The 19,719-nt window shown below is 42.2% G+C and carries 17 protein-coding genes and 2 tRNA genes; 14 read left to right on the top strand and 5 right to left on the bottom strand.

Annotated elements, in window-relative coordinates; translation table 11 throughout:
• Positions 1–55: 55 nt before the first annotated feature.
• Positions 56–1,762 (bottom strand): type IV-A pilus assembly ATPase PilB, encoded by a 1,707-nt coding sequence (pilB, locus tag J5X94_RS08465; RefSeq protein WP_210540941.1) that lies wholly within the window; start codon positions 1,760–1,762, stop codon positions 56–58.
• A 463-nt stretch (positions 1,763–2,225) separates the two neighbouring features.
• Here pilB and tpiA point away from each other — a divergent pair, with 463 nt between their 5' ends.
• The 14 genes from tpiA (at position 2,226) to pnp (ending at position 16,024) form a co-directional block, all read left to right on the top strand.
• A complete protein-coding gene (tpiA, locus tag J5X94_RS08460; protein ID WP_210540940.1) occupies positions 2,226–3,026 on the top strand; it encodes a triose-phosphate isomerase in 801 nt (266 codons plus the stop codon).
• Between the two features lie 214 nt (positions 3,027–3,240).
• Positions 3,241–3,549: a preprotein translocase subunit SecG gene (secG, locus tag J5X94_RS08455; RefSeq protein ID WP_010197739.1), complete on the top strand. Its 309-nt coding sequence runs from the start codon at positions 3,241–3,243 to the stop codon at positions 3,547–3,549.
• 142 nt (positions 3,550–3,691) lie between these two features.
• Positions 3,692–3,775 (top strand) — tRNA-Leu (locus J5X94_RS08450).
• A 126-nt stretch (positions 3,776–3,901) separates the two neighbouring features.
• A tRNA-Met gene (locus J5X94_RS08445) sits at positions 3,902–3,978 on the top strand.
• Positions 3,979–4,427: 449 nt separating this feature from the next.
• A complete protein-coding gene (gene rimP, locus J5X94_RS08440) occupies positions 4,428–4,928 on the top strand; it encodes a ribosome maturation factor RimP (RefSeq protein WP_010197742.1) in 501 nt (166 codons plus the stop codon).
• A 141-nt stretch (positions 4,929–5,069) separates the two neighbouring features.
• Positions 5,070–6,554, top strand: a complete 1,485-nt coding sequence (nusA, locus tag J5X94_RS08435; protein ID WP_010197744.1) for a transcription termination factor NusA — start codon at positions 5,070–5,072, stop codon at positions 6,552–6,554.
• Between the two features lie 164 nt (positions 6,555–6,718).
• Positions 6,719–9,442, top strand: coding sequence for a translation initiation factor IF-2 (infB, locus tag J5X94_RS08430; protein ID WP_010197746.1), 2,724 nt, complete (start codon positions 6,719–6,721; stop codon positions 9,440–9,442).
• A gap of 203 nt (positions 9,443–9,645) precedes the next feature.
• Positions 9,646–10,056, top strand: coding sequence for a ribosome-binding factor A (locus tag J5X94_RS08425; protein WP_010197749.1), 411 nt, complete (start codon positions 9,646–9,648; stop codon positions 10,054–10,056).
• Positions 10,056–11,111 (top strand): tRNA pseudouridine(55) synthase TruB, encoded by a 1,056-nt coding sequence (truB, locus tag J5X94_RS08420; RefSeq protein WP_210540939.1) that lies wholly within the window; start codon positions 10,056–10,058, stop codon positions 11,109–11,111. The genes J5X94_RS08425 and truB overlap by 1 nt, the downstream gene beginning before the upstream one ends.
• Before the next feature lie 391 nt (positions 11,112–11,502).
• A complete protein-coding gene (locus J5X94_RS08415) occupies positions 11,503–12,027 on the top strand; it encodes a type 1 glutamine amidotransferase domain-containing protein (protein ID WP_210540938.1) in 525 nt (174 codons plus the stop codon).
• A gap of 81 nt (positions 12,028–12,108) precedes the next feature.
• Positions 12,109–12,270, top strand: coding sequence for a hypothetical protein (locus J5X94_RS08410; protein ID WP_194620586.1), 162 nt, complete (start codon positions 12,109–12,111; stop codon positions 12,268–12,270).
• 108 nt (positions 12,271–12,378) lie between these two features.
• Positions 12,379–12,555 (top strand): hypothetical protein, encoded by a 177-nt coding sequence (locus J5X94_RS08405; protein ID WP_010197755.1) that lies wholly within the window; start codon positions 12,379–12,381, stop codon positions 12,553–12,555.
• A 418-nt stretch (positions 12,556–12,973) separates the two neighbouring features.
• The gene (gene rpsO, locus J5X94_RS08400; protein ID WP_010197757.1) at positions 12,974–13,240 is read left to right on the top strand and encodes a 30S ribosomal protein S15; all 267 of its coding nucleotides are present in this window, start codon (positions 12,974–12,976) and stop codon (positions 13,238–13,240) included.
• Positions 13,241–13,909: 669 nt separating this feature from the next.
• Positions 13,910–16,024 (top strand): polyribonucleotide nucleotidyltransferase, encoded by a 2,115-nt coding sequence (pnp, locus tag J5X94_RS08395; protein ID WP_210541051.1) that lies wholly within the window; start codon positions 13,910–13,912, stop codon positions 16,022–16,024.
• A 498-nt stretch (positions 16,025–16,522) separates the two neighbouring features.
• Here pnp and J5X94_RS08390 read toward each other — a convergent pair whose 3' ends face one another.
• The 4 genes from J5X94_RS08390 to J5X94_RS08375 form a co-directional block, all read right to left on the bottom strand.
• Positions 16,523–17,146 (bottom strand): hypothetical protein, encoded by a 624-nt coding sequence (locus J5X94_RS08390; RefSeq protein WP_210540937.1) that lies wholly within the window; start codon positions 17,144–17,146, stop codon positions 16,523–16,525.
• Positions 17,147–17,352: 206 nt separating this feature from the next.
• Positions 17,353–18,273 (bottom strand): haloalkane dehalogenase, encoded by a 921-nt coding sequence (locus J5X94_RS08385; RefSeq protein WP_210540936.1) that lies wholly within the window; start codon positions 18,271–18,273, stop codon positions 17,353–17,355.
• A 143-nt stretch (positions 18,274–18,416) separates the two neighbouring features.
• Positions 18,417–18,989 carry a hypothetical protein gene (locus J5X94_RS08380; protein ID WP_210540935.1) on the bottom strand — a complete coding sequence of 191 codons (573 nt, stop codon included), beginning with the start codon at positions 18,987–18,989 and terminating at the stop codon, positions 18,417–18,419.
• Between the two features lie 26 nt (positions 18,990–19,015).
• Positions 19,016–19,597: a hypothetical protein gene (locus J5X94_RS08375; protein WP_210540934.1), complete on the bottom strand. Its 582-nt coding sequence runs from the start codon at positions 19,595–19,597 to the stop codon at positions 19,016–19,018.
• Positions 19,598–19,719: the final 122 nt, after the last annotated feature.

Genomic DNA, 19,719 nt, shown 5'->3' with positions numbered 1-19,719 from the left:
AAGCTATCGACACTGAAATTTCTACCACCGTTATTTCTACTTTTAGCATTTACGATTATTCAGAGGTAACACGCATCATTTCTTGAATACTGGTCACGCCTTGCAATACTTTCAAAATACCAGAACGGCGCAAGTCTCGAAAACCATTTTTGAGAGCGGCATCTTTGATATCTATCGCGTTGCCATCTTCCATGATAATCCGCGAAATATCAGGGCTGACTTTCATCACCTCATAGATACCCACACGGCCTTTATAGCCTTCGCGGCATTCGTTACAGCCTACCGGTTCATAGATCACATTGCCTGGGTTGTCTAAATCGGTGTCATTAAAGCCAAGCTCAAGCAAGCTTTGCCGTGGGACGTTAATGGGTTTTTTACAGTTTTTACATAAGCGCCTTGCTAGGCGCTGGGCGATGACCAAGTTTACTGACGTGGCAATGTTAAAGGAAGCCACACCCATATTGCGTAGGCGGGTCAACGTCTCTGGTGCTGAGTTAGTATGGAGAGTCGAAAGTACCATGTGTCCCGTTTGCGCGGCTTTAATTGCAATCTCTGCCGTCTCAAGGTCACGAATCTCACCCACCATGACGATATCAGGATCTTGACGCAAGAATGACTTCAGAGCATTGGCAAAGGTCAGACCAACCTTAGCGTTCACATTGACCTGATTAATGCCTTCGAGGTTAATCTCGACTGGATCTTCGGCAGTGGAGATATTTGTTGCACCTGTGTTTAAAATATTGATACCGGTATAGAGTGAGACAGTCTTACCGGAACCCGTCGGTCCGGTAATCAGCAGCATACCTTGCGGTTTATGCAAAGCTTCCAAAAACATTTCTTGTTGGTCAGGCTCATAACCAAGGGCTTCGATGCCGAGCATAGCGGATGACGGGTCCAAAATACGCAACACAAGTTTTTCACCAAACAGGGTCGGTAATGAGTTGACCCGGAAATCGATGGCTTTATTTTTAGATATTTTAAGCTTGATGCGCCCATCTTGTGGTATGCGGCGCTCTGAGATGTCCATCTGTGACATTACTTTTAGCCGCGCTGCGATTTTGCTGGCAAGCTGCACTGGTGGACTGGCCATTTTTTGCATGACACCGTCGACACGAAAACGGACACGAAAGGTTTTTTCATACGGCTCAAAATGTAAATCTGAGGCACCCATACGGATGGCATCGACCAGCATTTTATTGACAAATTTTACGACAGGGGCTTCATCGACACTGTCGCTAAGCTCAGTTTCACCCTCTTCCTCACCATCATCAAAACCTACATTTAAGTCACTGTCCGAAAAACTATCAAAACTTTGCATGGTATCGGCATAAAGACTTTCAATGCGTTTTTTGAGCTTATCTTCTTCGACGACGACGGTTTCGATAGAGAGGCGAGAGTTAAAGGCAATCGCATCAATGGCATCTATACGGGTTGGGTCGCTTAAGGCGACAAATAAGCGCTGCCCACGTTTAAAGAGAGGCAAGGCATTAAACTTACGCACGATTTTTTCATCGACCAAGTCTTTTGGAATGACATCCAAACTGATCGCGTCAAGATCAAAGAGTGGATCACCAAAAGCTTGAGACAGCATTTGTGCTAGCTGATAAGCATTGGCCAATTTATTGTCTACCAAATAAGGCACGAGTCCGATCTGCTGCTGCTGTGATTCCGTCTGCGCAGTTTTCATATGCGCTTCGCTCACGACACCTTCGCTAATCAGCTGCTGAGCTAAACCACCATATTTATTGGCTGTGATAGACATAATAACCTCTCTTTGATATCGAATGTTTTGCTAAAACCCGCTTGCTCGGTATTGATGGTTTTCATGAGTAGCCCTTTATCACTAATTATCGCTAACGCTTGTTATAACCGTTTGAGATAAATAATTTTAAGCTGCTGTCATTTTTTAGTATTAATAATACTGTGTGGAATTGATATTGTTTTAACGGTTATATTTTTTAAAAGCTATATATAGAACATGGCACTATATAAATATGGAACTATATATAAGGTATGTCGCTATTTAGAGTATTTCACCCTTAACTTAGACCATAAGGCATTAATCTACAGAGCGCCATAACTGAGTAAAATACAATGAAAACAGGATGGCCATAAAAGCCATTCTGCTGCAGGTCGCACTATACTATAGCACTTGTGAAATATTTGTTATACTGGCGCGCATATAAGCCAAATTGGCAGGAATACATGAGACAAGGTAGATGAGTATGCAAGCTTGGGTAATTGGCAATTGGAAGCAGAATCCAGCAACGAGCCACGACGTCAATGCGCTACTAGACAACTTATTAACTGCAGTTAATACTGAAGAGCAAGTGGTCAAAAATAGCTGCAGGTTAATGGTGGCTCCCAGTTGTATTCACTTAGCTGCTGTCAGCGCCCGCTTAAAAGATACCTCAGTGCTGTGTGCCGCGCAAGATATTAGTGCGCATAGCGCGAACACTGGTGCGTATACGGGGGATTGTTCTGCGCAGCAAGTTGCTGATGCTGGCGCAACTTGGACGATACTTGGTCACTCTGAGCGCCGTCAATACCATCAAGAGACTCATGAAAGCTTGCTGCAAAAGCTGACTCATGCGTTGACGCAAAATTTGGGCGTAGTATTTTGTATTGGTGAAACCCAAGCACAATATGACGATAAGCAAACACTGGCGGTCATTGATACTCAATTATCGGTTGTAAAGGATTTACTCGCGCAGCAGCCCGAGCTTGCTGCTTCATTATCTGAGCGCTTAATCATTGCCTACGAGCCAGTATGGGCGATTGGGACGGGCAAAGTGCCAACAGTAGCAGAGGTTAGCACCACGCATCAACATATTAAGCAAACCGTCACAGGCTTTGCTGAGTCGTTAGAAGCAATGACTGTACTATATGGTGGTAGCGTCAATGTTGATAACGCCGATAGTTTTGCGGCAGATCCCATGATAGATGGCGCATTGGTTGGTGGTGCTTCATTAAAAGCAGACAGTTTTCTGATGATTGCCGACGCTTTTAGTCGCGCGCTTGGTTAGGGTAAGGTGATAAAACAGCGATTTAATCGCTAACTTGTCTAAAAAATGTCTTTATCAGTTGGCAAAAGTAGGTTTAACAGTGCCCTTGCAATCGTGTACAATGCGCCTTATTTATATAATCGATTTGGCAGCATTACAGCTTAGTTGCTACCACTATTAACTTTAAGATTTATTTTCCGTTATCTGTCGTCATTACGCGGCAAAAGAGGCCACCATGTTTACGTTTATATTAGCCCTGCATATTATCGTGGCGATTGCCATGATCGGCTTGATCTTGATACAGCATGGTAAAGGGGCAGATGCTGGGGCTTCTTTTGGTGCTGGCTCGTCAGGTACGGTATTTGGTGCCGCAGGAACTGCCAACTTTTTAACACGTGCGACTGCAGTATTGACAGTCATATTTTTTATCACCAGTATGACCCTTGCTGTTCATGCACGTAAGCAGGCAGAAGATCAGTTTCGTTTAGATGTTCCTGTTTCAGCTCCGCAAACGCCGCGCCCATTAACGCAAAATCCTGAGTAAGTGTCTTTTAAGTAGGCAGTGCTTGCTATTTTGGCACGTTAGATTTACAATGCCTTTCTGTTTTCGCAAGACCTTATCTATTGATGCCTACCTTAAGCATTATTTACAGTAGATTAAACGTTAGAGAACAGAGTAGCAAAATGCGATTGTGGTGGAATGGTAGACACGCCATCTTGAGGGGGTGGTGGCGAAAGCTGTGGGGGTTCAAGTCCCCCCAATCGCACCAAGTTTTATAGACGTAGCATATAGCGTCAGGTTGGATTTTTTAGTAGAGAATACTTAATTTAGAATTTACTTAAAAAAAGTATTGACACTTCTACGAAACCTCCCTATAATATGCGTTCTAGATTGATGCGGGGTGGAGCAGTCTGGTAGCTCGTCGGGCTCATAACCCGAAGGTCGTTGGTTCAAATCCAGCCCCCGCTACCACTTTTTATACTGATGTTTTGTACACTAAATTTGTCAGTGCCGATTAGCCCACCATTATGTTTGTGGGTTTTTTTGTATCTGTGAGTCAGGGTTGTCGCGGTATCTGCCCTACTTATGCTAAGCTCTATGCCCATAGAGTACGATACTTACTATTCATCTACTTACCGCCACTTGCGTGACTATTTGCAAGCGACGCTGCCTTTTACTTCATACTCTTTTATTGATCATTTTGCTTTATACATAATAAGCACATTCATCAGCTGAGCTTGATGTTCCTAGGTAATGTCCTTATATATAGTAGATGTCAACCGAATATAATACTGAGCTAGTGCTATTATATAATAGATAAAACACCTAACGATTGCTGTGAGCCGCGCAAATAAAAAAGTAATAAATAATGTGGTTCATTAAGTACGACAGATAAGTAAATAGGAAGATATAAATAAATTATGAAGCTTTCGACTAAAGTTGCAGAACTAACTACTATTATTGCCCCTGCGGTAGCTGCATGTGATGTGGCGCTGTGGGGCGTAGAGTTTACCCCACAAGGCAATCGCTCGTTATTGCGTATTTACATTGAGGCTTTACCTGAAGAAAAAGCACAGGATAAGCAGGTAAGTATCGAAAACTGTGCGGCGGTTAACCATCAGGTAAGCGGCATCCTAGAGGTGCATGATCCTATTGCTGGTGAGTTCATTTTAGAAGTCTCCTCACCTGGTTTTGATCGGGCGTTCTTTTCAGATGACCAAATGTATGATTACGTCGGTCAGACTGTGAGCTTGCGCTTGATACAAGCCATTGGTGAAGGCGATAAAAAACGCCGCAAAGCAACAGGTACTTTAGACAGTATCGATGCAACGTCTTTAAAGTTGACGTCTACCGATGGTGAACAGTTTGAGATTGCCTTGAGTAACATTGATAAAGCCAACTTGATTTATGAAGATGTCTAATTTCAATATTCCATGGTAACGCAATTCAGTATTAATCAATATTTTGACCCCTAAATAGGGCGTGACTGACGATGACAACACAACGTCAATATGCCAATTATAAAATTTAAGTCAATTATAAAATGATAGGACAGGTATAGCATGAGTCGTGAAATCTTAACGGTAGTAGAAACTGTCAGTAATGAAAAGGGCTTAAATCCTGAAGATATCTTTGAAGCCATAGAAGACGCTTTGGTGGTATCAACCAAGAAAAAAGTCTATACCGAACAGCCAGAAGTAGAGGTGCGGGTATCAATTGATCGTGCAACTGGCGATTATGATACGTACCGTTATTGGACAGTGGTTGCCGATGAAGACCATGAAATGCCAGCCTGTCAGCTTGCTATTACCGACCTTGATCAAGAAGAATGGTCAATTGGTGATATTAAAGAAGAACAGATTGAATCCATTGAGTTTGGTCGTATTGCTGCCACGCAAGCCAAGCAAGTTATCATTCAAAAAATACGTGAAGCTGAGCGTGCGCTAGTAGCAGACGCTTTTGAACCACGTGTTGGTGAAATGATGTATGGCGAAGTAAAAAAACAAACACGCGATGGCTATATTATTGATTTGGGTGATAACGCTGAAGGCTACCTATCACGTGATCAGATGCTACCACGTGAGCAATTACGAGCGAAATCTCGTATCAACGCCATTTTATATCATGTAAACCGTGAAAATCGTGGTGCCCAGTTATTATTGTCACGCACTCATCCTGAAATGCTCTCGGCATTGATGCAAAAAGAAGTGCCTGAGATTGCAGAACAAATCATTGAAATCCGTAACGTTGCTCGTCTGCCAGGTACTCGTGCTAAAATAGCCGTCAAAACCAACGATCACCGCATTGATCCGGTTGGCGCTTGTATCGGTATGCGTGGTACGCGTATTCAAGCGGTTCAGCAAGAGTTGGATGGTGAGCGTATTGATGTGGTGGTTTGGTCAGATGATCCGGCTCAATTCATCATTAGCTCTTTAGAGCCAGCAGATGTTAGTAGTATCATCCTAGATGAAGACATGCAGACCGCTGATATTATCTTTAGCACCAACGATCAGTTGGCGCGTGCGATTGGCTCACAAGGTCAAAATGTACGTTTGGCCTCTGAATTAACGGGCTATAAGCTTAATATGATGCTCGAAGAAGAGTATCAGCAGCGTCAACAAAACGAATCGAAAGCGTTCATTGAATTGTTTTATGAGCGTTTAGAAGTCGATAAAGATTTAGCTCAAGCGCTTGTCGATATTGGCTTTACCAGTATCGAAGAAGTGGCTTATGTGCCAGTTGAGACTTTCTATGACATCGAAGGTTTAGACGACGAAGCGATTGACATGATTCAAGAGCGTGCTAAAGAAGTCGTCATCGCTGATGAGCTAGTCAAACAACAAAACATGAAAGAGCCAAGTCAAGAGTTACAAGATCTTGAAGGAATGACCGTCAGTTGGGCTTATAAAATGGCTCAAAAAGACATCATTACTGTTGATGACTTGGCAGAACAAGCCGTCTTCGATCTCGAAGATATCGAAGGATTAGATACTGAAACCGCAGGAAAACTCATCATGAAAGCTCGGGAATCTTGGTTCAATGAATAAGCGGTAACTGCATATCGCTGTCTTTTAGTGATATGCTATCGATAATAAAGTGCTGGTATAAAGTCGCATAATACATGCAACCTAACCACCAGCCTTAACCCAATCATTTGTAGCCAACAACTGAATTGAACATATAGCAAATAATAGACAGTAGGTGATAATAAATGGCAGATAAGACCGTCAAAGAACTGGCAGATATGGTAGGCAAAACCGCAAGTGCTGTAAAACAGCAACTGGTAGATGCTGGACTGCCTGCTCGCGCAGAGGATGACCTAGTCACCGAGCTTGAGCAAGAGAAGTTGGTGACGTATTTAAAGCAAAGTCATGGTCAGCAAGATAAGCGTCGTATTAGTCTCAAGTCTAAAACAACGAGCACCGCGCGTGTGACCGGCTCTTCAGGTAAATCTAAGAGTGTCAATGTGGAAGTGCGTAAAAAGAAAGTATTCGAAAAGCCTGATCCAGAAAAAATGGCTGAAGAGTTGGCTGCGCGTGAGCAAGCGATGATTGAGTCGCAAGAACGTGCTGCTAAGGACGCTGAAGAGCGTGCTGCTACTAAGAAAAAATCTGAAGAGCGTCAAGCAGCAACCTTAGCTGCGATGCGTGCCAGCTTAGGCTCTAGCAAAAAATCAGACGATAAGAATGACGACATTTCTACTTCAGTTGTTGTGAAAAAAGGCGGCAAGACTACTATTGAAGTCAAGCCTAAAGAACAGCCGAAGAAAAAAGTTGCTGCTACAAAACCTAAAGTTGAAACAGCAGCTGAGCGTAAAGCTCGTGAAGTACGTGAAAAAGAAGAAAATCGTCTACGCGAAATTGAGACAGAAACACGCCGTGTTCAAGCTGAAGAAGCGCAAAAGCGCACACTTGAGCAAATGCGTAAAATGGCTGGTAAATATACGGACCAGCCTGCTGCTGAAGTTCGCAAAGATGAGCCATTGGCTGAAGGTCTAGTCGGTGACGCATTAGAAGAATCATTTGAAAAAGAACGTCGTGAAATCAAGCGCGGTGCAAGTAGCACTGGTGCTCGTGGTCGTCGTCGTAAAAATCAAGATGAGCGTGAGATCAAAAACCGTAAAAATGGTTTACGTTCAACGCAAGCGTCACAGCATAAGTTTGAAAAACCTGTTGAAAAAATTGTCTATGATGTCGAGATCAGTGAGCAAATTACCGTTGCAGATCTTGCCCAGCGTATGGCAGTTAAAGCCCGTGAAGTCACTAAACTACTCATGAAAATGGGTGAGATGGCTCGTGAGTCAGATACGATTGATCAAGCGACAGCCAGTCTGATTGTTGAAGAAATGGGTCATAACCCAGTACCAGTTAGTGATACTAAGGTTGAAGACGATCTACAATCTGCAGTCAATGAACGCAGCAGTAACGTGCAAACACGTCCACCAGTCGTAACTATTATGGGTCATGTCGACCATGGTAAGACTTCATTGCTAGATAAAATTCGTGAAACGAAAGTAGCGAATGGCGAAGCAGGTGGTATCACTCAGCATATCGGTGCTTATCATGTAAAAACCGGTCGCGGTGTGATTACTTTCTTAGATACCCCAGGTCACGCAGCCTTTAGTGCTATGCGTTCACGTGGTGCGCAAGCGACTGATATCGTTGTACTGGTTGTCGCAGCTGATGATGGCATGATGCCGCAAACGGAAGAAGCTATCGACCATGCACGTGCTGCTGGTACGCCGCTTATCGTTGCCATCAACAAAATGGATAAGCCGGGCGCTGATCCTGATCGCGTACTCAATGAGTTGACTGCCAAAGAAGTCGTCTCAGAAGAGTGGGGTGGCGATACACCAATGGCGCGTATCTCAGCCAAAACGGGTGAAGGTATTGATGAGCTATTAGAATATATCAGCATCCAAGCAGAACTGATGGAATTAGAAGCGCCGTTAGATGGTGCTGCGCAAGGTGTGGTGATTGAGTCAAGACTTGAAAAAGGTCGTGGTCCTGTCGTTAGTGTTCTAGTCAAAAAAGGCACACTAAAACAAGGCGACTTGGTTCTAGCGGGCGAGCATTATGGTAAAGTCCGTGCGATGACTGATGAACATGGTCAGCGTATTCAGTCAGCGGGTCCTTCTATCCCTGTAGAGATTTTAGGATTACCTGAAACACCTGCAGCTGGTAGCGAATTCCTAGTCGTTACAGATGAGAAAAAAGCCCGTGAAGTGGCTGATTTCAGAACCAATCGCGAGCGTGAACGTCAACTTGAACGTCAGAACGCCATGCGCTTAGAGAGCATGTTCGATCAGATGGAACAAGGCAATGTGTCATTCTTGAACATTGTATTGAAAACTGATGTCCGTGGTTCGCTCGAAGCATTACTATCGGCACTGAATGAGCTGTCAACTGATGAAGTAAAAGTTCGCGTCATCAGTTCAGGTGTTGGTCCTATCTCTGAGTCTGATGTAACGCTTGCAGAATCTAGCGAAGCGGTATTATTAGGCTTCAACGTTCGTGCAGATGCGACCGCACGTCGCAAAGCGGATGCAGCCAACATGGATATTCGCTATTACAGTGTTATCTATGGCTTGATTGATGATGTAAAAGCAGCCATGAGTGGAATGCTTGCGCCTGAACATCGTGAGAAAATCCTGGGTGTTGCTGATGTTCGAGAAGTATTCCGTTCTAGTAAGTTCGGTGCAGCTGCCGGTTGTATGGTGGTTGAAGGTACAATCTATCGCAATAAGCCTATCCGTGTACTGCGTGATGACCAAGTTATCTTTACTGGTCAGCTGCAATCATTACGTCGCTATAAAGAAGACGTTAATGAAGTACGTACTGGGATGGAGTGTGGCCTAGCCGTTCGTGGTTATGATGTCGAAGCTGGTGATAAGATCGAAGTCTTTGAAATTCAAGAGTTCGAACGTACTATCTAAAGTCACCGCTCGATAGTAAGGTCTCTAATCATGCAAGATGCTTAATCAGCTGAGCATATTAGTATCTCCTTCATATCTAGCTGTACTTAGGCCTAGCAGGTACATCCTGCTAGGCCTTTTTTAACAAATATCAGCCCTTAAATGTATTAATAAGCAAACGGGCTAATCCATAAAAATAGGCCATATCAAATTAAGGTAACAATATGAACCAACGTTTACAGCGCTTATCCGATCAAATTCAGCGTGAGCTTGCTGTTCTTATTCGTGACGCAGTCAATGACCCGCGTCTGACTGGTTTTGTCACTATCTCTAGTGTCAAGGTCAGCCCAGACTTAGGGTATGCGGACGTTTATGTCACCATCATGGAGCCAGAGCTTAATGACGCGATGACCAAAACCAACCACGAAGAAAGCATCAAAGTTCTGAATAAAGCGGCAGGTTTTTTGCGTACCGAATTGAGCCATAGTCTCAAAACGCGTACGACACCACGTCTGCGCTTTCATTATGATGAAGTAACGGCTCGTGGCAACTATATGATGGACTTGATCAGTCAAGCAGTCATCAAAACTGAGCAGAATGAAGATGAAGTCGATAGCAAAGAAAATGATGATTAATGACAATGACTAGTCAACAAACAACGGATAAACAAAAAGTCTCCGGCGTTATCTTAGTTGATAAGCCGCAAGGTATGACGTCACAGCAAGTAGTCTCAAAAGTGAAGTATTTGTTTAAGTCTCCTGCACATGACAGCAAAAAAGCTGGTCATACAGGTACGCTTGATCCCATGGCCACTGGTCTATTGCCTATTTGTATGGGTGAGGCCACGAAGTTTAGCCATTATCAACTTGATGCCGACAAATCTTACCAAGCGACGATATTGCTTGGTAGCCAGACAGATACTGGCGATGCTGATGGTCAAATCGTTGGACAGGTATCTATTCCAACTTTTGATCAATCAATATTGGACAAGGTTGCTCAACAGTTTTTGGGGGCTCAGCAGCAAATACCACCGATGTATTCTGCTTTAAAAAAGGACGGTAAAAAGCTTTATGAGTATGCCCGTGCTGGTATCGAAGTAGAGCGAGCGCCAAGAGATATCGTGATTAAGGCTATTGATTTAAAAGCTATTGATAACGAGCAGATTCAATTGACGGTGACTTGTACCAAAGGTACTTATGTGCGCGTATTGGCAGAAGATATTGCCAAGATAATGGGCACATTAGGGCATTTAATCGCATTGCGCCGTATGCAGGTCGGAAAGTTTAGCATAGTGGAATCGATTTCTTTATCAGCGTTAGAGGCGCTATCGTTAGATGAGAGACAGGCACAGCTCCTTGCTATTGATGCGTGTGTCAATATCGAGGCTGAGCTTACATTGACTGCTGAACAGTATACCCGTGTCCATATGGGGCAACGATTGAATGTCTTTGAGCAGCTTACTGATGATTTGCGCGATTATATTTCAACCAGTATTAGCCATCAGTCTTCTGTTTCAGAAAGCAATGACACCCCACTAGATAGCGATGTTGTTAGTAGTGACGATGAACAACCATTGCTCCACGAGATAGCGGTAGATATACGCTTGCTAGATGAGCAAGGGGAGTTTATTGGATTGGGCGCTGTTAGTCTCAATGGCCGACTACAACCTAAGAAATTAATCCAACGGTAGGGTTATATTTTCTAAGCTTTTCATGGTTCGTATGTTTCATGTGGCTATGAGCCAATTAATCCTCTTTAAACTTACTAACAGTTTACACTAATCACATATCCTCACATTTTATTGCAGGTTTCACCTATGGTGAAGCCTGTTTTTTTTGTACATTAGATAAGTCAGCTAGGGAAGGCTGGAAGAGATAATCAATGTGATAAAAATAAAAAATACACTAATAAGAAAAATTTAAAATAATAAAAAATGCTTAGGGAATAGCTTTAACAAGGAAAGTTTTACTGCTGAAGTCTCAACACTAAATAAAAACAAAGAAGTACTCATAACAAAAAAAACAGATAGATCAATAATAAAATTTATATATAGAATCACAAATATAAAGACAAGGAATATCATGAAAACGATCGCTTTCTTACTACACAATAATTTTGAACAAGCAGAGTATGAAGATGTTAATAACCAACTAAAAGAAAAAGGTTATAACACATTGCTTATTACTACTAACGAAGACAAAAAGGTTCAAGCGATGAATCAGGATGTCAATAAAGGTGACACTTTCACCGCTGACATCTTTGCAAGTGAGGCTAAAGTTGATGATTATGACGCGCTAGTAGTGCCAGGCGGTACTGTAAATGCAGATACCATTCGAGGCAATAAAGAAGCTCACAGTATAATCAATGCAATTAATGAAGCAAATAAACCGTTGGCGGTCATCTGCCATGCACCTTGGGTACTTATTAACACAGGTATCGCAAAAGGTAAGACCTTAACGGCGTACCACTCATTGCAAACAGATTTGGAAAATTCAGGAGCAAATTTCGTTGATAAAATCGTGCAAATTGACGGTAACTTAATTACTTCGCGTAATCCAGATGATATCGAAAATTTCGTTGATGCTATCGATAAAGCCTTGTCTTAATTGGCTTTATAAGATATTAACGATGAACATATAACATTAATCTACCAATAACTATAACCAACCATGATCGAGGAAAATATTATGTCAAACTCTAACCCAAACGATACCAAACTTGAGCAACAACGTTCTGAATCAGCAACTGCAGCTCTTAAAAGCCAAACCGAAAATAACCATACTGAAGAGTCAGAAGCAGCGGCAGATCGCATTGCGGACAATTTAGAAAATGCTAAAGAAGACAAGTAGAGTATTTAAAGTGTCACTCATAGCTGGGTGACGCTATTACATTTTTTTAGCTTGGTATCAATAATTATAAAACTAAATAGTTCAGAAAATAATAACTTAGGAGCTAATATGAGTAATTCACCGAATAATATGGATGAGCAAGAAAAAGAGATTGAAAAGCTTGCAGAAGATATCAACCCTAGCGAACATGCCACTCCGGATAGTTTAGCGGAAGTCACTACGGCAGCACCTCTTGCTGATGATGAGCTAGGTGGCAATGCTACTGAGAGCGATGTGAAAAAGTAATACGCTAGAATTTTGTAATGTCTATCAATGTAGTTGCTGTGCTTGCAACGGCTGTAAATGTACCTTAGATTATCTTATTGGCAATTCGTCTTGCCATGAAACTATTATGAAAAACTGCTGCTAGTTCAGCAGTTTTTTGGTATAATAGCCGTCACATTTGAATTAAGCTTTTAGATAAAGCAGGTTGCTGAGCTCACTGTTCAAAGCAGATGACTGAGTTAAGCAATATTCCGCTGATATCTGGCTTATTTTCAAGTGGTTTTTTATAATACATTGAGCTTGTCGTACACTAGGTCAACTCTAGTAATGCAGGGTTGTCCTGAATGGCGTACAAGTTACTTTATTTACTATTCTATAGCTTTTAAGATGGCTTAAATTTGAGTGCATCTTGGAGCTTTTAGCATTGCCGGAGATATTTATGCTAACTAATACTGATCGCGAACAAATCATTTCTCAATACCAGCGCGGCGAAAACGACACTGGTTCTCCAGAAGTTCAAGTAGCTTTGCTAAGTGCACGTATTAACGATTTGCAGAACCATTTTAAAGCGCACAAAGCTGATAATCATAGCCGTCGTGGTCTTATCCGTATGGTTAACACGCGTCGTAAATTGCTTGATTACCTAAAAGGTAAAGATCTTGGTCGCTATACCACTCTTATTAGCCAGTTGGGTCTACGTCGTTAATTTAACGACAATAGTACGAGCGATCGCTAAAATAACAAATGCCATCCTGTGGCGCTATTTTGAATTTTTTGCTAAATCGCTTGGAACTTGCTTGTTGCTATCGATAAAATAGATTTTTCTAAAACGGTGTGGAATAGTTTCACACCGTTTTTTTATGCTTGTTAATATAGATGAATAATCTCAAATATTTTCACGCTATAGTTTTAGAATTTTTTGTAAAACTAAGAGTTAACTCAATGCTGATTTGAGTCGTATCTAGGGAAGACTATAAACAACAGCCCTGTTTTGCAATTAATTGGTCAATGGCTAGAAATCACTGTAAAATAATGCTTGGTCAGTTTTATGCCATTGCTACTATCTGTAGTAGCACCTTAGCAAAGATAGAAAAACATCATATATGTATGGCTGCTGCTTGGCATAAGCTTTGACTATATTGATGAAAAAACGAATTTGAACGACTAAAAATATGTAATAGTACGATGTCTACTGTAGACAAATGCATAAGATAGGCAGGTGACACTATCAGTCTCATCGATAGGACTTGCAGATAAGAGACTTGTTCCTCAGGAGCTAGAGACAAAGAATTTTAATGACAAATATCAGCGCGCTTATGACGTTGATATTATTTTCGTCAGTCAACATTAGGAAAATTATATGACAAATCCGACAATGTTCAATACTGTTAAACGTGAATTCCAATATGGCAGCCAGCAGGTTGTTATCGAGACAGGGCGTATCGCTCGTCAAGCCAACTCTATTTTAGTTCACATGGGTGGTGTTACTGTCCTAGTGGCTGCCGTTGTTAAGTCTGATGCGAAAGAAGGCCAAAACTTCTTTCCATTGACTGTCAACTATCAAGAAAAAATGTACGCAGCGGGTAAAATCCCAGGTGCTTATGGCAAACGTGAAGGCCGTGCGAGCGAGTTTGAAACATTAACGTCGCGCTTGATTGACCGTCCGATTCGTCCGCTATTCCCTGAAGGTTATGTGAATGAAATTCAGATTACTGCGACGGTTGTATCGTCAGATAAGACTCAATCAGCAGATATCGCTGCATTAATTGGTGCTTCAGCGGCACTGGCTATCTCTGACGCGCCATTCAATGGTCCAGTCGCAGCTGCCCGTGTTGGCTTCATTAATGGCGAGTACGTACTGAACCCAACAATCGAGCAGCTCAAAGAGAGTGATCTTGATTTGGTTGTGGCTGGTACTAAGTCTGCCGTATTGATGGTTGAATCAGAAGCAGCAGAGCTTTCAGAAGATCAGATGCTAGGTGCAGTACTTTACGGTCATCAACAGCAGCAAATCGTTATTGATAACATTGCGTCAATGGCTGAAGAAATTGGTACTGCTAAGCAGCAATATAGCGCTCCTGAGCGTGATCAAGCACTTACTAGCAGCATGAAAAAGCAGTTTGGCGAGCAAGTTGCTGACGCTTATACGATTACTGATAAGCAAGCGCGCTACACTAAGCTTGATGAAATTAAGCAATCAATTATTGATACGCTTGCTGGTGATGCTGAGTCAGAAGCCTATGCTGATACGGTATCTGAGCTCAAAGAAATCTATAACGATCTTAAGTATCGTACGGTTCGCGACAATATCTTGTCAGGTAAGCCACGTATCGATGGTCGTGACCCTGAAACCGTTCGTGCGCTTGATGTGCAAGTTGGTGTATTGCCATATACGCATGGTTCAGCATTGTTCACACGTGGTGAGACGCAAGCATTGGTTACAACTACATTGGGTAACAGTCGTGATGTCAACATGATTGATTCACTAGGTGGCACTATCCGTGACCATTTCATGCTGCATTACAACTTCCCGCATTTCTCAGTCGGTGAAACGGGTCGTGAAGGTATTCCAAAACGTCGTGAAATCGGTCATGGCCGTTTAGCACGTCGCGGTGTACAAGCAATGCTTCCAGATAGCGAACGCTTCCCGTATGTCATCCGTGTGGTGTCAGAGATTACTGAATCAAATGGTTCATCTTCTATGGCGTCTGTTTGTGGTGCAAGTTTGGCATTGATGGATGCAGGCGTACCAATTAAAGCCCCAGTTGCTGGTATCGCGATGGGTCTGGTTAAAGAAGGTGAGCGTTTCGCTGTACTATCAGACATCTTAGGTGATGAAGATCATCTTGGCGATATGGACTTTAAAGTTGCTGGTTCTAAAGACGGTATTACTGCACTTCAGATGGACATCAAAATCGAAGGTATTACGCCTGACATCATGGAGCAAGCGCTTAAGCAAGCCCATGCCGGTCGTATCCATATCCTAGATGCGATGAATAAAGTATTGCCTGAGAGCCGTACTGAAATCAACGCGCATGCCCCTAACTATGCGGTTATCGAAATTAATCCGGATAAAATCCGTGACGTAATCGGTAAAGGCGGCGCGATGATTCGTCAGCTAACTGAAGAAACTGGTGCAGTTATCGATATCGATGATGGTGGCACGATTCGTATCTTTGGTGAAAACAAAGCAGCGACCAAAGCAGCTATCGGTAAAATCGAAGCATTGACTGCTGAAGTTGAAGTTGGCAAAACTTATGAAGGTACGGTTGCTCGTATCGTTGACTTCGGTGCGTTCGTTAACGTCTTGCCAAACACTGATGGTTTAGTGCATATCTCACAAATCGCAGAAGAGCGCGTTGAGAATGTATCAGATTATTTAAAAGAAGGTCAAACCGTTAAGGTACTCGTACAAGACGTGGATAACCGTGGTCGCATTAAGTTGACTATGAAAGGTGTTGAGCAGGGTTCAACCTCACCTGCTGAATAAGTAGTTTCGCTTGGTATAAAAAACCGCTTTGGGCTGTTAGTTAATAACACTCAAGGCGGTTTTTTTTGTGGCTAAATAAGTGTTTACATTTATATAGTCAGTGAAAAGTAATACCGATACATCACGCACTGCTGATATCAATTTTGCTTGCTGTGCTTGTGTAGACAGAGGCTACAAAAAATTAATATCAGCAGTATCGTAGCGTTTTGAGGGTATTTTGACTATATAGTCAAATCCATATAAATCCGCTATATCGTCATCCTCGCTAAGCATACTAATGTATAACTTGCGCTCGGTTTCCTTGTATCGAAATTATTTGAATTCAACTATATCAGGTTGAATGTTGCTGTCTCCATCCAATCTATTCAATGACATTTCATTTTAATAAAATCATATCTAAGCAACTGACAACAAAAAATCCAACGCCAAACGCTCATTTCAAACGTTCAACATTGGATTGATAAAACTCTAGAATAATTGTCTAATTAACCAGAGTAACTATTCTTGATCTAACTTGTCGATCATACCTTGATATTTTTCTTTTTTAGCAGCGATCTTTTTGCGTTTTTCTTCAGCCGTCGCGACCAAATTTTTGGCGACGTCTAAGCTCTTATCAAAGGCCGCTAATTCAAGATCTACCGCATCCAATAGTTTGCCAAGCATCATAGCCGTCGCTTTTTCAGAGACATCCTGAGTCATACCACTAGCATCAGATTTAAAGTCGTCTTTCAGCTTTGACGCCCACTGATAAATGCCTGCCATGGTAATGCTAGATTTATCCTCTTGATCAGCATTATCTTTTTTGCTGGTCTTGTCTTTTTGATTAGACTTGCTGTCTTCGGTGTTTTTGTCAGACTGATCGTCTTTATCGTCACTATTAGATTTGTCATCTTGATTAGATTTCTGATTTTTATCAGAATCTTTATTCTTACTTGATTTATCTGACGTACCATTTTTAGCAGTACTATCGTCTGTAGCTTCCTCGTAGTCATGCTCAGCGTTGTACGCTTCAAAGTCGCCGTCCTCAAATACCACGGTATCCTCTCTGACCACTTCTACGCCAGTCACTGCTTTATTGTTGGTAGATTTTTTTGAATTCTCAGCATTATTGTTGTTTGACATAGCTTGTTATCCTTATTTAAATTTGAATGTAATAAGTTTTTATAGTGGTTGCCTATAAAATGGATACTAAGCTAAGCGCATTTTTTTATCAATATATGGATATAAATATACCGTTTAATGCCTACAGGAAGATACAAGCCATGGTTTAAAGCATTAAACGGTAACAATTGAGCTGCATGTAATAACGAAGAAAATATTAAATTTTCTTAATCATTATTAATAGGGTTGTCAGCAATAAACTGAGCCAGTAGCTCAGCCAGTTTTTCGCCTTGGTCTTCTTGTAAGAAATGACCACCGTTAATAATAGTGTTATGGTTTTGACCTTTAGTTCCAGGGATAAGTTTTTGCATGATTCGATCACCACCACCAGTGACAGGGTCAGAATCGCTAAACAGGGTAATGAAAGGTTTATTAAACTTGCCAAGCTCGCCCCAGGCCGCACGGTTTTTTGTTGAAGCAGGATCGTCCGGTGTGGTCGGTACTAGTATGGGGAACTGTCTTGCGCCTTCTTTGTACGATTCATCAGGGAAGGGTGCATTATAAGCATCGATTACTGCCTGTGATAGTTCGGTCGTAGTGCCACTATTAATAATGCTACCGACATGAAACTTCGGAGTATCTTGTGAGAATTGCTGCCACTTGCGGAAGCTTTCTCCTGGATCGTGATCTCCTGTGGGGAGCATGGTATTGCCAGCTGCTACTCGAGCAAATCTGTCTGGATTTTCTGCCACGAGACGTAGACCAATTAGGCCACCCCAGTCTTGACAAAATAATGTGATATTTGTTAAATCTAACTGATCAAGTACGGATTGCATCCAGTCGACATGGCGCTGGTAAGTATAATCCGTACGGGCGGCAGGTTTATCTGAGCGCCCAAAACCAGGAAGATCTGGCGCGATGACACGATGTCCAGCCGCTGTCAGTATCGGTATTACTTTACGATATAGATAACACCATGAAGGCTCACCATGAAGCAGTAAAACAGGGTCTGCATCTTTGGGACCTTCATCGAGATAATGTACACGCAGCTCACCGCCTTCGCCATCATCGACCATCATATAATGCGGCGAAAAATCGTAATCGGGCAGGTTTTCAAAGCATGAATCGGGGGTTCTAAGTATTTTCATAGGGTATCCTTATCCTGATAATAAATAACCGTGCTTTCTCAAACAGTAAACACTCATTTAGCATAGCATTCAAGCCGTTATCGGTGTCATGTTTTTTGAGTGTTAAAGGTTGTGCTATGCACCAACAAGCATTCTATTTGTTCTTAGATCTCGATACTTTTGGGTACGTGCACATCAATACGCAGCTTAGGAAGGTCTTGTAATTGCTGAATTAGTACAGGCAAGATATCGAGATACCAGTTTAATGGCAGTGAGGTGGCTACGTTAGATTCAGGAGGCGAACTGCCTACAGTACTGTGTAAATGACTATCGATAAGCGGGCGGGCAAATAGGGCAATTCTGCGGATGCCTTGATGGCGAATAAGAGGAATAAGCTGGTGGTGCAAGTCTGTTAAAGCGTCAGTGAGCCAGCGCGACCGCGTCGGATGATAAGGGTGGTCTGAGATAACAAGATTGGCAATATAACTGGGTTGATTGCCATTACTGCTGACGCCAAGGCCAGCCTGTTCTCGTGTTCGTTTGTGGAGTAAACAGCTACCAGCGTTTAGACTACCGTCACGGCACGCGCGACGATAGTGATGGTAGTTATCAGCGAATAGCGTCTTGGTTCGTGCGAGGATAGGGTCGAGCAGGATGCCAGCAGTATTAACTGGTAAGATAAGTAATTGGGCACTGCTATTTAAAATAGGGGCATGCGTCAATTGTAGATTCGCCATTGTCAGCCCTTCAAAAAATAGTATGTTTATTCTACCTTAGCTTGTACTGTACTTTCTGCTTCTAATTGTGCGATTTGTTGTTCGAGCAAGGCAATTTGATCTTCCTTCATATCCGTCAATTTTTTATTCATCACTAATTGTTCAGATGCCAGCTTTTCTTGGGCAGCCCAGCGTTTACGCTCATCTTCTAAGCGATCAATTTCTTCTTTGGCCAGACTATCCGTCTTTGGTAAAGGAGCGCTTAAGATGGTAGCAGGTTTTGGTACTTGACTATTTGAGTTGTCAGCTGTGTCAGCGGCGGTAGCATTCTGATCAAGGACAGTCGCTTCACTCGTTATAGCGTCATCACTATTGACTTCACTATTGACTTCACTGAGGACATTTTCTGCTGGCATAGCAGCAGACTGTGCAGCCTCGTTTTGCTCAGCGATTGATGGTGAGCTGCTGCCAGTTTTGCTAGTCTCAGGTACAGATTGCGCCCAAACTAAATAGCCGATAACAATGAATAGCAGTGCCAATATAATCGCCATCCAGATTCTACGGCGCGATTTAGCGGCTTTCGCTTTTTCACGTTTGCTCAACAAAGGATGCTTTTTTTTATTTTTCATACTACGGTCAATTTATGTCAAAGATATAAGTAGCCATACTATAGCAAACTCAAAATAAAAAACCTATCTATTGCTAGATAGGCTTAAAGTACTGTTAAATAATAAAGCACTTAAAAAACTTT

The organism is Psychrobacter sp. K31L (genome assembly GCF_017942195.1).
GTDB classification, from domain to species: Bacteria; Pseudomonadota; Gammaproteobacteria; order Pseudomonadales; family Moraxellaceae; genus Psychrobacter; species Psychrobacter glaciei.
The sequence above is the reverse complement of the archived record's forward strand: the minus strand, read 5'-3'. Positions and strand labels throughout refer to the sequence as shown.